At 71.0% G+C, this 14,743-nt stretch carries 13 protein-coding genes; 8 read left to right on the forward strand and 5 right to left on the reverse strand.

Annotated features, from left to right (window positions below):
* Positions 1-35 precede the first annotated feature (35 nt).
* Together Cba03nite_RS21695 and Cba03nite_RS21700 are read right to left on the reverse strand one after the other, a co-directional pair.
* Entirely contained in the window at positions 36-1,391 is a 1,356-nt protein-coding gene (locus tag Cba03nite_RS21695; RefSeq protein WP_203749181.1) for a DUF4832 domain-containing protein, read from the reverse strand.
* 70 nt (positions 1,392-1,461) lie between these two features.
* Positions 1,462-4,062, reverse strand: coding sequence for a carbohydrate-binding protein (locus Cba03nite_RS21700; protein ID WP_203749184.1), 2,601 nt, complete (start codon positions 4,060-4,062; stop codon positions 1,462-1,464).
* A 258-nt stretch (positions 4,063-4,320) separates the two neighbouring features.
* Here Cba03nite_RS21700 and Cba03nite_RS21705 point away from each other — a divergent pair, with 258 nt between their 5' ends.
* The 6 genes from Cba03nite_RS21705 to Cba03nite_RS21730 all read left to right on the forward strand — a co-directional run bounded on the left by Cba03nite_RS21705 (position 4,321) and on the right by Cba03nite_RS21730 (position 10,909).
* Positions 4,321-5,202 carry a carbohydrate ABC transporter permease gene (locus Cba03nite_RS21705; RefSeq protein ID WP_203749187.1) on the forward strand — a complete coding sequence of 294 codons (882 nt, stop codon included), beginning with the start codon at positions 4,321-4,323 and terminating at the stop codon, positions 5,200-5,202.
* An 11-nt stretch (positions 5,203-5,213) separates the two neighbouring features.
* Positions 5,214-6,095, forward strand: a complete 882-nt coding sequence (locus Cba03nite_RS21710) for a carbohydrate ABC transporter permease (protein WP_239125935.1) — start codon at positions 5,214-5,216, stop codon at positions 6,093-6,095.
* Positions 6,096-6,143: 48 nt separating this feature from the next.
* A complete protein-coding gene (locus tag Cba03nite_RS21715) occupies positions 6,144-7,493 on the forward strand; it encodes an ABC transporter substrate-binding protein (RefSeq protein ID WP_203749190.1) in 1,350 nt (449 codons plus the stop codon).
* Positions 7,494-7,583: 90 nt separating this feature from the next.
* Positions 7,584-9,080, forward strand: a complete 1,497-nt coding sequence (locus Cba03nite_RS21720; RefSeq protein ID WP_203749193.1) for a glycoside hydrolase family 36 protein — start codon at positions 7,584-7,586, stop codon at positions 9,078-9,080.
* 135 nt (positions 9,081-9,215) lie between these two features.
* Positions 9,216-10,385 carry an ROK family transcriptional regulator gene (locus tag Cba03nite_RS21725; RefSeq protein WP_203749196.1) on the forward strand — a complete coding sequence of 390 codons (1,170 nt, stop codon included), beginning with the start codon at positions 9,216-9,218 and terminating at the stop codon, positions 10,383-10,385.
* Positions 10,386-10,516: 131 nt separating this feature from the next.
* Positions 10,517-10,909, forward strand: coding sequence for a cupin domain-containing protein (locus tag Cba03nite_RS21730; RefSeq protein WP_203749448.1), 393 nt, complete (start codon positions 10,517-10,519; stop codon positions 10,907-10,909).
* A gap of 61 nt (positions 10,910-10,970) precedes the next feature.
* On the opposite strand, the gene Cba03nite_RS21735 is transcribed toward Cba03nite_RS21730, so the two are convergent.
* Positions 10,971-11,258 (reverse strand): DUF3040 domain-containing protein, encoded by a 288-nt coding sequence (locus tag Cba03nite_RS21735; RefSeq protein ID WP_203749199.1) that lies wholly within the window; start codon positions 11,256-11,258, stop codon positions 10,971-10,973.
* A gap of 123 nt (positions 11,259-11,381) precedes the next feature.
* Positions 11,382-11,858: a GNAT family N-acetyltransferase gene (locus tag Cba03nite_RS21740; protein ID WP_203749201.1), complete on the reverse strand. Its 477-nt coding sequence runs from the start codon at positions 11,856-11,858 to the stop codon at positions 11,382-11,384.
* A 129-nt stretch (positions 11,859-11,987) separates the two neighbouring features.
* Here Cba03nite_RS21740 and Cba03nite_RS21745 point away from each other — a divergent pair, with 129 nt between their 5' ends.
* Together Cba03nite_RS21745 and Cba03nite_RS21750 are read left to right on the forward strand one after the other, a co-directional pair.
* Entirely contained in the window at positions 11,988-12,464 is a 477-nt protein-coding gene (locus Cba03nite_RS21745; protein WP_203749204.1) for a DUF4383 domain-containing protein, read from the forward strand.
* Between the two features lie 68 nt (positions 12,465-12,532).
* Positions 12,533-13,996, forward strand: a complete 1,464-nt coding sequence (locus Cba03nite_RS21750; protein ID WP_203749207.1) for a cryptochrome/photolyase family protein — start codon at positions 12,533-12,535, stop codon at positions 13,994-13,996.
* A 49-nt stretch (positions 13,997-14,045) separates the two neighbouring features.
* On the opposite strand, the gene Cba03nite_RS21755 is transcribed toward Cba03nite_RS21750, so the two are convergent.
* Positions 14,046-14,651: a hypothetical protein gene (locus Cba03nite_RS21755; protein WP_203749210.1), complete on the reverse strand. Its 606-nt coding sequence runs from the start codon at positions 14,649-14,651 to the stop codon at positions 14,046-14,048.
* Between the last annotated feature and the right edge of the window lie 92 nt (positions 14,652-14,743).

A 14,743-nucleotide genomic window follows, 5' to 3' on the forward strand; every position in this document is an offset into this window, starting at 1 on the left:
GGGACGAGGTGCAGGAACAGCGGTGCGGGGCGGTGTCAGCGGGTGGTGACGGTGCCCAGGTGCAGCCAGCCGGAGTGGGTGTCCTGGCTGGTGTTGGCGAAGCGCAGCGGGATGCCCTGGGGCAGCGGGTTGGCCACCCGCAGGACGATGTCGTACGTGCCGCGCCGCAGCCCACGGGTGTTGATCGGGGTGGTCAGCTCGGCCGGGTCGGCGCCGGGCTGGATGCCGGCGACGTTCCAGCCGGTCTTCCAGCGGGCGGCGACGCGGCCCGCGGCGTCGATCGCGGCCAGCTCGGCCTGCCACGGGTAGTAGAAGGGCGCGGTGCCCCGGTTGGCGACGCGCACCGACACCCGCTGCGCGCCGACGGCGGCCTCGGTGACGGTCAGCTCGTAGCCGAGCGAGCGGGCGGCGTCCAGGGCGCGGAAGTACTCGTCGCCGGTGTAGCCGGTGGCGAACGCCTGGTGGTTGATCAGCCAGGAGGCGTGCGTCTGGTCGACCGAGGCGGCGTAATCCTCGTACTGGCCGCAGCTGACGGGCTGCTCGAACAGGCACTGCTGGATCTCGGGGCGCAGCTCGCCGCCGACGGGCTCGGTGCGCCACTTCTCGGTGACGCCGTTGTCGATGAGGCGCTGCACGAAGTGCCACGAGGTCGGCGGCAGCGTCTCGAACGCGAACGAGTCGTCGTGGTAGCCGATCGGCAGCTCCTTGTTCTCCGCGCTCGGGTAGCGGGCCAGCAGCCGGGTCCTGTCGAACGACTCGTCGAACGCGGTCAGGATGCGGGTGAGGATCTCGGTGCTCGGCATCCAGTTGTCGGGGTTGGTCCAGCCGTCGTACGGCCAGGTGTGCCACTCGCCCCAGAAGCCGATCAGGCCGAGGGTGACGAAGCCGATGCGCGGGTCGCCGTCGTAGCGGCGGCCGAACGCGGTGATGAAGTTCTCCAGGGCGCTGACCAGGCGCGGGTCGCTGTAGTCGGGGGCGACGCTGACCCCGTTGTTGCCGAAGTCGTCGTACGCGTGGGTGGTCAGGCCCTGGTCGAGCAGGTACTGCGGGATGCCGGTGGGCTTGCCCGGGTAGTCGAGGTAGAACCGGAACACGCCCTGGTGGCCGCGCGCGGCGACGGTGTTGAGCTGCCGCTCCAGCGCGGTCCAGGAGAATTGGTCCGGTCCGGTCATCACGTCGCGCAGCGGCAGGTAGAACCACTCCATGCTGTGCGGGAACGTGTCGTAGCTGCCCGCGAACGGCATGAATCCCTTGAGCGGATTGTCGGCGGGCGCGGGCGTGTAGGACAGGGCCGCCCACTGGGGCGCGGCCGGGGTGGCCACCGCGGGGGTCGCGGCGGCCACGGAAAGGGTGGCCAGAAGCGCGACGGTGAGTCGCACGGCTCTTCTCATGACTGTTTCCTCGCAGGGTGATATGGCCGGCCGGGCGGGTGCCCGGCCGGATCTCGTGGGGGTATGGGGATTAGCTGACGGTGATCCGGTCGATGTCCGGTGCCCAGCCGCTCGGGTTGCTGATCGTGATCGTGTTGCTGCCCGAGGCCAGGTTCAGCGTGAACGAGGCGGAGCCGACGGTGTCCCAGTTGGCGGTGGCCGGGAAGTTCACCGTCTGCCCGTTGATCACCGCACTGCGGGCGGCGGCGGAGGTGTAGTAGACCGTCACCGTCTTCGCGCCGCCGGCGCCTCCGGCCACGCCGTTGAAGGCGAGGGTCGCGCCGTTGCCGACGTAGCCGACCTTCGACCCGCCCGAGCAGGCCCCGCACGCCGCGATCACGGCGGTGCCGGTCCGGGTGTTGCCCGACGCCTCGGCCTCGTAGCCGGTCGGGCCGGTGCCGCCGCCGCTGGTGGCGACGGTGATCCGGTCGATGTCGGGCGCCCAGCCGCTCGGGTTGCCGATCGTGATCGTGTTGCTCCCGGAGGCCAGGTTCAGCGTGAACGAGGCGGAGCCGACGGTGTCCCAGTTCGCGGTGGCCGGGAGGTTCACCGTCTGCCCGTTGATCACGGCGGTGCGGGCCTCGGCCGAGGTGTAGTACACGGTGACCGTCCTGGACCCGCCGGTGCCACCGGCGACGCCGTTGAAGGCCAGGGTCGCGCCGTTGCCGACGTAGCCGACCTTCGACCCGCCCGAGCAGGCCCCGCACGCCGCGACGACGGCGGTGCCGGTCCGGGTGTTGCCCGACGCCTCGGCCTCGTAGCTGGTGGTGCCACCGCCGCCGCTCGCGGACGTGGTGGCGGTCAGCGGTGACGAGGCGGCCGAGTAGTTGCCCGCGGCGTCGTACGCCTTGACCGTGTACGTGTACGCGGTCGACGCGGTCAGGCCGCTGTCGGTGTACGTGGTGCCCGCCGAGGTGCCGACGGCGGTGCCGCCGCGCAGGATCTGGTAGCCGGTGACCCCGACGTTGTCGGTGGACGCGGTCCAGCTCAGCGACACCGACGACGCGGTCTGGCCGGTGGTGTTGAGCCCGGCCGGGGTGCTCGGGGCGGTGGTGTCACCGCCGCCGGTGGCGACCGTGGTCGCGCCGAGGCTGAGCCAGCCGTCGGCCTGCTGGGTCGTGTTGGCGAAGCGCAGCTTCTTGGCGTTGGCGTTGACGGTCTCCAGCGGGTTGCGGACCCGCAGCACCCACTGGTAGTCGCCCGCGGCGAGGCCGCTGAGGCTGACCGACGTCTGGAAGTACTGCGGGTAGCCGTAGGCGCGGTAGCTCGGGTCGGCGCCAACATTCCAGTCGGGGAAGTTGCGGATCTGCAGCGGCTGCACCGTGCGCAGGTCCCAGCTGGTGTCGAAGGTGCGCACGACGGTCCCGGAGCTGTTCTTCAGCCCGAGCACCATCGTCCACGGGTAGTAGAACGGGGCCACCCCGGTGTTGGAGATCTGCACGCCGACGTTGACGGTGCCGCTCGCGGTGTTCTTGTAGTACGCGTTGTTGACCGTGAGGTTGTAGCCCATCAGGCGCACCGCGGCGGCCACGTTGGCGTCGCCGGAGGCGTAGTTGCCGCTCTGCTCGTTGATCATCCAGGTGGCGTGGTCCAGCTCGATGCACGCCTTGAGGTTGTCGACCGCGCCGGAGCCGTTGGGCCAGTACTGGAACGCGGTGGACTGGATCTCGGGGCGCAGCTCGCCGCCCATCGAGCTGGTGATCCACTTGTTCTCGGTGCCGACGTTGAGCTTGCGCTGGAGCTGGGCGTAGGACGCGCCGCCCATGGACATGGGCAGGCTGACGCCCTGCAGCGGGGAGCCCTCGCGGAAGCAGAACGAGTCGTCGTGGTAGCCGATGTCGCGCGCGTTCGCCGCTCCCCCGGCCGCGTCCGGGTAGCGGATCTCCAGCTTGGTGGTGTTGAACGCGGCGTCGAAGGCCGCCACGAGCTGCGCGCCGTTGGCGTCGGTGGGCATGTAGTTGGGCAGGCCGTCGGCGGTGTCGGTGTCGTACGGCCAGGTGTGCCACTCGCCCCAGAGCCCGACCAGGCCCATGTGGATGAACCCGAGGCGCGGGTCGCCGTCGTAGCGCGCGCCGAACGCGGCGATGAAGTTCTTCATCGCGTTGAGCAGGAACGCGCTGTCGTAGTCGGGGTGGGTGACGTTCCAGTACGTGTCGCCGCGCATGGCGACGTTGCCGTTGAAGCAGCTCGGGATGGCGTTGGCCGGGTGGCTGCCGGTGCCGCCGGGGTAGGTCAGGTAGATCCGGATCGCGGCCTGGTTCCCGTAGCCGGCCGTCTCGGCCAGCATGCTGTCGATGATCGACCAGTTGTAGCTGCCGCAGTTCGAGGCGCTGGTCATGATCTCGGAGAGGCCGAAGTAGCCCCAGGTCAGCGAGTGCGGATAGCCGGTGTTCTGGTTGCCGCCGGGGTTGTAGAACTTCGCCCAGCCCTTCAGCGGGTTGTCGACCGGGCCGGGCGCGGCGCTCAGCGCGTGGACCTGCAACGTCGGGTCGGGACTGGCCGGGGCGGCCGGGCGCGGCGGAGGTCCGGCGGGTGCGGCCTGGGCCGCGCCGGGTGCGATCAGGACGAGGGCGGCGCCGAGCACTGCGGCGCCGAGCGCGGCCGCGAAACGGCCACGGGGACGTGAATTCATGCGGTTCTCCGTGCGGGAGTGGGGCGTAGCTGCGGGTGTGCGGCGCGCGTGCCGGGCTCAGCACGAGCGGCTGTGCGGGTGGTGCAGACCCCGACGCGCAGGTCGGAGCTGGTGCGCAGTGCTACGAGACCTCTCGCTTGCTCCCGTTGTTGCCGAAGCAATACGAAGAGGTGTTGACAAAATTTCGAAGGTCTACATCATTATTCGAGAGCGGGGCGGCTGGCAAGAGCCGACCGATAGACGGATCCGAGGACGTGGATGAGCTCGACAAAACCGCGAGACGACCGCCGGGCGGCATGGTGGTTCCTGCTGCCCGTGCTGGTGGGATTCGCCGTCTTCTACGGCTACCCCGCCGCCCGGGGCCTGTGGTACTCGGTCACCGACTACACGATGCTCAACACCCCGTCGTACGTCGGCGCCGAGAACTACAGCAAGCTCGTGCAGGACGACAAGTTCTGGAACGCGCTGCTGGTCACCGGCTGGTACGTGGTGCTGAACATCGGGTCGCAGACGCTGCTGGCGCTGGGCATCGCGACGCTGATGCACCGGCTGACCCGCTCGGTCGTGCTGCGGGCCACGCTGCTGCTGCCCTGGCTGGTGCCCAACGTGACCATCGGCCTGCTGTGGATGTGGCTGCTGGACACCAACCTGGGGTTCTTCAACCAGCTGCTGCACACCGTCGGCTGGGGCCCGGTGGGCTTCTTCACCGACGAGACCTGGGCGATGCCGACGGTCGCGGGCATCAACACCTGGGCCTACACCGGCTACACGGCGCTGCTGCTCTACGCCGGGATGCTGCAGATCCCGCAGTACCTCTACGAGGGGGCGTCCATCGACGGCGCCGGCGAGTGGCGCATGTTCCGCCGCATCACCCTGCCGCTGCTGCGCCCGGTGCTGGCGCTGGCGCTGGTCGTGTCGCTGATCGGCTCGTTCCAGATCTTCGACACCATCGCGGTCACCACCAAGGGCGGCCCGGTGTCGGCGACGCAGGTCATCTACTACTTCATCTACCTGCAGGCATTCAAGTACTTCCACATGGGCTACGCCGCGGCGGCGGCGGTGTTCCTGGCGCTGATCCTCGGCGTGCTCACCGCGATACAGATGCGCCTGCTGCGCGCGTCCCGCTCGGACCTGGCGTGAAGGGGCAGACCGTGACGAAGAAGCTCAACCCCGGCCGGTTCCTCGCGTGGGCCGCGATGATCGTGGTGATCCTGGCGACGGTCTTCCCGTTCTGGTGGATGGTCCGCACGGCGCTCACCCCGGCCGCCGACATCTACACCGACAACCTCGGCCTGCTGCCCGAGCACCCGACCCTCATCAACTTCCTGCGGGTGCTGGGCCTGACCAGCGAGGCGGAGAACCGCGCGGCCGGCGGGTCCGGCGCGCAGCTCGACTTCGCCGCGTACCTGGTGAATTCGATCATCTACTGCGGGCTGATCGCGGCCCTGCAGACGCTGTTCTGCGCGATGGCGGGCTACGCGTTCGCCCGGCTGCGCTTCCCGGGGCGCGACCTGGTGTTCGCGATCGTGATCGCGGCGCTGATGGTGCCCCCGATCTTCACGCTGCTGCCGAACTTCGTGCTGGTCAAGGACCTCGGCCTGATGAACACCATGGCCGGCATGGTCGCCCCGACACTGCTGATGACGCCGTTCGCGGTGTTCTTCCTGCGCCAGTTCTTCCTGTCGCTGCCGCGTGACGTGGAGGAGGCGGCGATCCTCGACGGCAACGGCCCGTGGGGCATCTTCTGGCGCATCGCGCTGCCGATGAGCCGCGGCCCGCTGATCACCATCGGGCTCACCACCATCGTGTGGGCCTGGAAGGACTACCTGTGGCCGCTGCTGGTCGGCCGGGACGAGGACAACCGCCTGGTCACCGTCGCGCTCGGGGTGTTCCTCCAGCAGTCGCCCAACACCCAGCCCGACTGGACCGGCCTGATGGCCGCCTCGACGCTGTCGGTCCTGCCCGTGCTGCTGCTGCTCGTCTTCGTGGGCAAGCGGCTGGTCCAGTCCCTGAACTTCACCGGAAGCAAGTGACCGTTACACCCCACCGCACCATCACCCCCTGAGAAAGAAGGATCAGTAATGAACCGTGTGACACGGGCCGGGGCGGCGCTGCTGTCCCTGGCCGTGGCGGCCGGCCTGGCCGCGTGCAGCCAGTCCGAGGAGCCCGGCACGGGCGAGGCGGTGACGCTCAACTACTGGCTGTGGGACGACAACCAGAAGGCGTCCTACCAGCAGTGCGCCGACGAGTTCACCAAGGCCAACCCGAACATCACCATCAAGATCAGCCAGTCGGCGTGGAACGAGTACTGGCAGAACCTCACCACGCAGATCGCGGCGGGCGACGCGCCGGACGTGTGGACCAACCAGGGCTCGTACTACCCGCAGTTCGTCAGCTCGGGGCAGATCCTGGACATCCAGCCCTACGTCACCAAGGACGGCGTCGACCTGTCGCAGTACCAGGGCGGCCTGGCCGACCTGTTCACCAAGGGCGACCAGCGCTTCGGCCTGCCGAAGGACTGGGACACCATGGCCCTGGTCTACAACGCCGACCACCTCAAGGCACAGGGCCTCGACGCGGCCTCGCTGGCGAACCTGACCTGGAACCCGGCCGACGGCGGCACCTTCGAGCAGGCCATCGCCAAGGCGACGGTCGACGAGAAGGGCCGCAACGGCCTCGACCCGGCCTTCGACAAGACCAAGGTCAAGGTGTTCGGCTTCCTGCCGGAGTGGGCCGACGGCTCGCAGGGCCAGAACGGCTGGGGCAACCTGGCCGCCAGCAACGGGTTCACCTACCTGGACAAGAACCCGTGGGGCACCCAGTACAAGTACGACGACCCGAAGCTGGCCGAGACCATCGACTGGTTCAAGAAGCTGATCGACAAGGGCTACAGCCCGGCGCTGGACAAGGCCTCCACGCTCAGCCGGGACTCCCTGCTCAACGCCGGTAAGGGCGCGATCACCTTCGCCGGCTCCTGGATGATCAACAGCTACCTGGGCGACGGCGCGAAGCTCAAGTTCGCGTTCGCGCCACTGCCGGCCGGGCCGCAGGGCCGCAAGACGGCCATCAACGGCCTGTCCGACGCGATCTGGGCCGGCACCAAGCACAAGGACGAGGCCTGGCAGTGGGTCAAGTTCCTGGGCTCGGCGCAGTGCCAGAACATCGTCGGCGGCAACGGCGTGGTCTTCCCGGCCATCAAGTCCGCCAGCGAGAAGGCCCTGGCCGCGCACACCGCCAAGGGCCGCGACGTGAAGGTGTTCGTCGACGAGGCGGCGGCGCCCGGCGGCACGTTCTTCGTGCCGATCACCGAGCACGGCAACGAGATCAGCCAGACCGTCCAGGACGCCATCCAGTCCGCGATCCTCGGCCAGGCGAGCGCGGCCGACGCGCTGAAGAAGGCCAACGACCAGGTCAACGCGCTGTTCAAGTAGGCGCCGCGCCAACCGTGTCACCGCGGCGGGCCGGGTACACCGGCCCGCCGCGCCGCAATCCTCGTCGCATCGCACCTGTCTAGGAGAACCATGGCACTGCTCATCGAGCTCGCCGGCCACACCTTCGCCCTCGAACATGACGGACCCGGCAGCCCGCTCGCAGCCGACGGGGGCCTGATTCTTCCACCGGGGCGCGTCGCGCTCCTGCACGGACTCGGCGACGTGCCGTTCTACCGGCACGGCTACAACTCGTGGAGCCCGTGCGGGTGGCGGCGGCTGTCCGAGCCGCCGCTGCGGATCGCCAACCCCCAGCGCCGCGTCACCGCCGACGACGACGCCTGGGACGACCCTTCCCGCCACCACTCCTCGGCCGTGGCCGCGCTCGACGCCGGGGACGGCAACGTGCTGCTGCTGGGCGCGCTCGGGCTGGGCGTGCCGCGCCTGTCGGCGGACCGGGACACCCTCGCCGGCTGGTACGAGACCGGTGGCCAGCCCTGGTTCGCCGCCTACGGCCCCGAGGACGAGGTGTTCGCGGCGTACACCCGGCAGCTCGCGCAGCGGCTCGGCAGCAGCGGGCGCCGCGCCGGCAACGTCTGGTGCTCCTGGTACGCCTACTACGAGACCATCACCGAGCAGCAGCTGGCCAAGGACGTCGACGACCTGCGCGGCCTGCCGTTCGACGTGGTGCAGGTCGACGACGGGTGGGAGCGGCTGGTCGGCGACTGGGAGCCCAACCACAAGTTCCCGTCCGGCATGAAGGCGCTGGCCGAGCGCATCACCGACGCCGGGATGACCGCCGGGCTGTGGCTGGCCCCGTTCATCGCGCTGCCCGGCTCGGACCTGGCCCGGCAGCATCCGGAGATGCTGCTGCGCGACGGGCGGGGCGAGCTGGTGGTAGCCGGGCACAACTGGGGCACCGGCTACCACGCCCTGGACCTGTCCCGGCCCGCCACCCGCGATCACCTGGCCGAGCTGACCCACCGGGTGGTGCACGAGTGGGGGTTCAAGTACCTCAAGCTCGACTTCGTCAACGCGGGTGCGGCACCCGGCGCTCGCGAGGGCGGTGCCGAGCGCGAGCAGAGCTACCGCGACGCGCTCATGCTGATCCGGCAGGTCGCCGGGGACGATGTGTACCTGCTCGGCAGCGGCGCCATGCTGCTGCCGTCGCTGGGGGTGCTGGACGGGATGCGCAGCGGCCCGGACGTGGCGCCGATGTGGCAGAACTACGCCAGCGACGACCCGTCGGACGCGATGGCGCGCAACGCCGTGGTCAACACGGTGCACCGGCTGTGGCAGCAGCCGCTCGCCGAGGTGGACCCGGATGTCATCTACTTCCGCAGCCGGCTCAACCTGCTCACCGAGCAGCAGCTGGCCTGGCTGCGGGACCTTGCCGACATCTGCGGGTTCCGGGCCGTGTCCGATCCGCCGAGCTGGCTGAGCCCCACCGAGCTGGAGGACATGACCGGATACCTGGCCGCTCGGCCGGAGATCCGGCGGCTGGGCCGATACCGGTACACAGTGGATGGGCGCGAGACTGACTTCGGTCCGGCGATCACCCCGGCGGCGCAGGCATACCCCATCTCGTGACGCCGCGGCGGCGGGACCCGCAGCCGGGTCCCGCCGCCGGGGCGTCACGCACGGTGGGCTTGCCATCACCCGCCGATTTTGTAAAGATCAAAGCGTATTAGGCGGCCAAGGCCGCTCCAGGACAAGGGACAGATCGTGACAGAACTGGCAACGACCGGCACGGATCTGCCGCGACTGCGCGAACTCAACTCGCTGAGCATCGTGCGGGCGCTGCGCGACCAGCCGCCGTCCACGGTCACCGAGCTGTCCCAGCGCACCGGCCTGTCCCGACCCGCCGTCGACGTCATCGCGCAGGGCCTGGTCGCCGACGGCTGGGCCACCGTGCTGGAGCCCGGCGCCAACAGCGCCGTGGGCCGCCCCGCCCGCCGCTACCAGTTCCGGGCCACCGCCGGGCACGTGCTCGGCATCGACGTCGGCGTACACAAGATCCTCGCGCTGCTGTCCGACCTGGACGGCAACATCGTGCACTCGGTCCGGCAGAGCGTGGCCGCCGACGCCCCGCCCGCCGACCGCCTCGCCGAGCTGGACAACGTGATCAGTGCGTGCCTGACCGGGGCCGGCAAGGCGCCCGCCGACATCTGGGCGGTCACCGTCGCGGTCACCGGCGCCGTCGACGCCTCCGGCCGGACCAGCTTCTTCACGCCGCTGCCCGGCTGGGGCGACGTCGACCTCACGGGGCACCTCGCCAGCCGGTTCGCCTGCCCGGTGCAGGTCGAGAACGACTGCAAGCTGGCCGCCGTCGCCGAGCGGTGGCAGGGCGCGGCCAGCGACGCCAACGACATCGTCTACGTGCTGGCCGGTATGCGTACCGGCGCGGGCCTGATCCTGGACGGGGTGCTGCGCCGCGGCTACGGAGGCGCGGCCGGTGAGATCGGCGCGCTCAAGCACGTGCGCTGGCTCAACGCACCCGCGCACCTGCAGAACTGCCCCGGGGTGCCCGACACGGTCGGCCCCGACGACGCCGCCGCGTGGGTGTTCAACGCGGCGCGCGAGGGGGACAAGGCCGCCCGCACCGCCGTCAGCCGCTACGTCAAGGATCTCGCCGTCGGCGCCGCGGCGCTGGTGCTGGCCCTGGACCCGCAGGTGGTCATCCTCGGCGGCGGCTTCTCCCGCTCGGCCGACCTGATCCTCAACGCGCTGCGGCAGGAGCTGCAGCGGCTGTGCCTGCGGATGCCCGAGGTGCGCGCGTCCACGCTGGGCGCCGACTCCGTCGCGCTCGGGGCGCTCAAGCTGTCGCTCAACGAGGTCGACGACCGGCTGTTCAGCGCGGGCCTGTCGGCACCGGTCGCGCCCCGCCGCAAGTAACGCCGAAGGTGTTCGGCCGGCCGCGAATGTTCCCGGCCGGGCCGGGTAGGTCAGGTATTCCGCACGAAGGCCGTGCCGCCCTGCGTGCGGCCGGACACCGGAAGTGAGCGGAGGAACCACCGATGGCTGACATGACCCACTTCACGATCGCCACCGTCGCCGAGCAGAGCGCCGATTTCCGGCGTGTGCTGTGGACGGGCCGCCACACCCAGCTGGTGATCATGACGATCCCGCCCGGCGGCGAGATCGGCGAGGAGGTGCACGAGCACAACGACCAGATCCTGACCTTCGTCAGCGGCACCGGCGAGGCCGCCGTGGGCGGCGAGACCCGCCAGGTCACCCAGGGCGACCTGGTCGCCGTGCCGGCCGGCACCCGGCACAACTTCCGCAACACCGGCGTGAACCCGCTGGTCCTGTACACGGTCTACGGCCCGCCCGACCACGCCGACGGCGTCGTGCACGCCACGAAGGAGGAGGCCGAGGCCGCGGAGGCCGCCGGCCGGGACGAGCCGCCCGCCCACTGATCCCTGCATCCGGCCGGGGTTGCGCCGCCCGGTCAGCGCTGCCGGCGGCGCCGCCTCGGCCTCATCGGCCGCCCCGCTCCGGCGGCCCGCCCCACGACCCCAGGCTGAGGAACGCGCACATCGCGATCACCAGCAGCAGCAGCGCGACCCCTCGGCCGATCCCGGCGACGACCGCCACCACCACCGCGGCCACCAGGCCGATGAGCGCCAGCCACGGCCATATCCGACGGGCCGCCCGCTCGGGCCCCGAGCGCTCGCCGCTCATCGACCGGGCAAAAGCCGGGTCGTCCCGGGCCGACTCCCGTTCGAGGTCCCGCAGCCGCCTGCGCTCCTCCGGAGTGAGAGACACCTCGCACCTCCCGCCGTCGTCGCGCGCCGCCCCCGCCGGTCGTGGTTCCCGCCCCGGCCAGGGCTCCGGCGTACCCACGCCGGATTTCGGCAAACCCGGTGGCAGCCGGTGCGCCGCCCCGGATCAGGGCCGCCGTGCGGGCGCCGCCCCGGCGGGCACGGCGGCCGGCTCGCGCACCATGACGACATCCACCTCGTCGTCGCGTTCCGGCGTGAACCCGTGCCGCTCGTAGAGCCCGGCGGCCGCGCTGCCGCGCAGCACGATCAGCCGGACCCGGAGCCCGTCGCGATCGCAGCGCCCGAGCAGCGTCCGCAGCACCGCCCCGCCCACGCCCCGGCCCTGCACCGCCGGGTCCAGGTAGAAGTGCTCCAGCCAGTGCGCGTCAGCCGCGGGCCGCAGCGCCACGCAGCCGGCGAACCCGCCGCCCACCTCGATCACCCAGGTGTTCGCCGCGCTGAACCCGTCGCGCAGCCGCTGGCGAACCCGCTGCTCGTCGTAGCGCCCGAGCCGTTCCAGGTCCGCCCGGAGCACCACGGCCCGCAGCTCGGCGACGACCTCGACGTCGGCCTCGGTCGCCGGCCGCATCTCCCACTCCGCCATGATCGCGATGCTAGCGTCCCGCGCGCCGGGTTCCGGCACTGCCCACATACCGGCCATGAGCTGGGCAGACGTGTTTTCCTCCGACCGTCGGGGTACTCCCGCCGTAGCCGGACCGCAGAGGAGAAGATCATGACGAGCCGGTATGAAACGACCACCCGCGTCACCGCACGGGCACCCGTCCGCATCGCCGCGGCCGTCGTCGGCGTGGTGTTCCTGCTCGTGGGCATCTTCGGGTTCATCCCGGGCCTCACCACGAACTACGACACCATGCAGGCCGCCGGACACCAGTCCCAGGCGATGCTGCTGGGCGTCTTCCAGGTGTCCGTGCTGCACAACATCGTGCACCTGCTGTTCGGCGTCGCCGGACTGATCATGTCCCGCACCGTGCCCGCCGCCCGGACGTACCTCATCGGCGGCGGTGTCGTCTACGGGCTGCTGTGGCTGTACGGCCTGCTGGTCGACCAGTCCGGCGCGGCCAACTTCGTCCCGGTCAACACCGCCGACAACTGGCTGCACTTCCTGCTCGCCGTCGGCATGATCGGACTCGGGGTGCTGCTGACCCGGCGCACGGCCGACGACGCAGACCGCGGGCGGGTGCGCATCTGAGCGCATCGGCCGAGGGCCGGCGCGCGCGTCGCGCCGCAGGTCACCGGCGCCTGCCGGACAATGGCGGGATGCGGCGCCGCTGGCTGTTCGCCGACCAGCTCGGCCCACATTTCCTGGACGCACCGGAGCAGCCGGTGCTGCTGGTGGAGTCCAAAGCCGTGTTCCGCCGCCGGGCGTTCCACCGGCAGAAGGCGCACCTGGTGCTGTCCGCACTGCGCCACCGCGCCGCCGAGCTGGGCGGCCGGGCGGTGTTCGTCCAGAGCGAGACCTACCGCGAGGCCCTCGATCGGGTACGCGAGCCGCTGGAGGTCTGCCACCCGACGTCGCGCGCCGCCCGGGACCTGGTCCGCGGGGCCGGGGTCGAGATGCTGCCGCCGCGCGGCTTCGTGTCCAGCCCGCAGCAGTTCACCGACTGGGCGCAGGGGCGCAAGCGGCTGCGCATGGAGGACTTCTACCGCCACGCTCGCGTGCTGCACGACCTGCTCATGGACGGCGGCGAACCGGCCGGCGGGCGCTGGAACCTCGACGCCGACAACCGGCAGCCGCCGCCGCGCTCGGGACACCTCGACGTGCCCGCGCCGCCGCTGCCCGCCGAGGACGACATCGACGCCCAGGTCCGCGCCGACCTGGACCGGTGGGAGGCCGAGGGGATCCGGTTCCTCGGCCGGGACGGGCCGAGGCTGTTCCCGGCCACGCATGCCGAGGCGACGGCACGGCTGCGGCATTTCGTGCAGCACCGGCTCGGCGCGTTCGGGCCGTACGAGGACGCGATGCTGTCCGGCGACCCGTGGCTGGCGCACAGCATGCTGTCCGCCCCGCTGAACCTGGGCCTGCTCGACCCGCTCGACGCCGCGCACCGGGCCGAGGAGGCCTATCGCGCCGGGCGGGTGCCACTGGCCAGCGCCGAGGGATTCATCCGGCAGCTCATCGGCTGGCGCGACTACATCTGGCACCTGTACTGGTATCTCGGCGAGCAGTACCGGCACCGCAACCGGCTCGGCGCCCGGCGCACCGTGCCGGGCTGGTTCGCCGAGCTGGACGCCGACGCGGTGCAGGCGCGCTGCCTGTCCGACGTGCTCGCCGGGGTGCGCGATCGCGGCTGGGTGCACCACATCCCGCGGCTCATGGTGCTGGGCAACTACGGGCTGCAGCGAGGCTGGCGGCCCGGTGAGCTGGCCGACTGGTTCCACCGGGCGTTCGTCGACGGCTACGAGTGGGTCATGACGGCCAACGTGGTCGGCATGAGCCAGTACGCCGACGCGGGGACGATCACGACGAAGCCGTATGCCGCCGGAGGCGCCTACGTCAACCGGATGAGCGACTACTGCGGCGGCTGCCGCTACGACCCGCGCCACCGGCTCGGCGCGGACGCCTGCCCGTACACCGCCGGGTACTGGGCGTTCCTCGACCGCAACCGGGAACGGCTGGCCGGCAACGTGCGGCTGGCGCAGCCGCTGCGGCAGCTGGACCGGCTGGCCGACCTGCCCGAGGTCGCCGAGCAGGAGCGCCAGCGTGGCTCGCACGCCCCCTGAGGCGGGCGGGCGGCCGGTGGCCTGAGGGCACCGGCCGCCGTCACGCCGATCAGGGCAGGGTGTACTTGACCTTGTAGTTGCCGCCGTCGCCGACGTACGTCGCCCACGTACCGCTCACCGATGCCGTGGTCGCGGCCGTGGCCACCAGCTCGTCGTTGCTCAGGTACATGTTCGTCGTGTTGCGCAGCGTGTTGCGCAGCTCGGAGTTCCGCGTGGCCGCGTCCTTCCAGAACGAGATCTGGTACTGGTTGTACATGTTGTTGCCGATCCAGGTGATCTCGCCGGCCGACAGGTCGTTGTCGTAGTCCTCCTCCAGCATCACCGAGATGAGCAGCCAGCCGCTGCTGACGCCGCTGACGATGGAGGCGTTCGGGTAGTAGGTCTCGCCGCTGGCGACCTCGGCGTCCCAGCCGCCGGGGCCCCACTTGCCGAAGGCGGTCGCCCCCGGGTTGGTCGTGCTGGCCGCGAAGACCAGGAAGTACGGGCTGTCGTCGCCGACCTCGTCGGTCTCCTCGATGCACTGCACGGTCGCGACCCGCAGCGTGGTGCCCGCCTGCGCAGGGGCGGCTACGGCGAGTCCGGCCGCGAGCGCGACGCCGGTCAGCGCGCCGAGCATGCCGATCCGGCGGGTCAGGTGGCTGAGCGATGTGGACATCAGGGGCTCCGTCCTGCCGCGGCATCCCGGTGAACCCGCGGCTTGCGTACCGGAAACGGGCCGGTGGACCCGGCCACCGCCTCAGGGAACGC

Source organism: Catellatospora bangladeshensis, from assembly GCF_016862575.1.
Taxonomy (GTDB): Bacteria; Actinomycetota; Actinomycetes; order Mycobacteriales; family Micromonosporaceae; genus Catellatospora; species Catellatospora bangladeshensis.

What these genes read in the sequence shown, in the direction of transcription:
- Cba03nite_RS21755 (WP_203749210.1), bottom strand. Translation starts at nt 14,651, where the DNA reads ATGTCCACATCGCTCAGCCACCTGACCCGCCGGATCGGCATGCTCGGC.
- Cba03nite_RS21705 (WP_203749187.1), top strand. Translation starts at nt 4,321, where the DNA reads ATGAGCTCGACAAAACCGCGAGACGACCGCCGGGCGGCATGGTGGTTC.
- Cba03nite_RS21715 (WP_203749190.1), top strand. Translation starts at nt 6,144, where the DNA reads ATGAACCGTGTGACACGGGCCGGGGCGGCGCTGCTGTCCCTGGCCGTG.
- Cba03nite_RS21720 (WP_203749193.1), top strand. Translation starts at nt 7,584, where the DNA reads ATGGCACTGCTCATCGAGCTCGCCGGCCACACCTTCGCCCTCGAACAT.
- Cba03nite_RS21730 (WP_203749448.1), top strand. Translation starts at nt 10,517, where the DNA reads ATGACCCACTTCACGATCGCCACCGTCGCCGAGCAGAGCGCCGATTTC.
- Cba03nite_RS21750 (WP_203749207.1), top strand. Translation starts at nt 12,533, where the DNA reads ATGCGGCGCCGCTGGCTGTTCGCCGACCAGCTCGGCCCACATTTCCTG.
- Cba03nite_RS21745 (WP_203749204.1), top strand. Translation starts at nt 11,988, where the DNA reads ATGACGAGCCGGTATGAAACGACCACCCGCGTCACCGCACGGGCACCC.
- Cba03nite_RS21740 (WP_203749201.1), bottom strand. Translation starts at nt 11,858, where the DNA reads ATGGCGGAGTGGGAGATGCGGCCGGCGACCGAGGCCGACGTCGAGGTC.
- Cba03nite_RS21700 (WP_203749184.1), bottom strand. Translation starts at nt 4,062, where the DNA reads ATGAATTCACGTCCCCGTGGCCGTTTCGCGGCCGCGCTCGGCGCCGCA.
- Cba03nite_RS21695 (WP_203749181.1), bottom strand. Translation starts at nt 1,391, where the DNA reads ATGAGAAGAGCCGTGCGACTCACCGTCGCGCTTCTGGCCACCCTTTCC.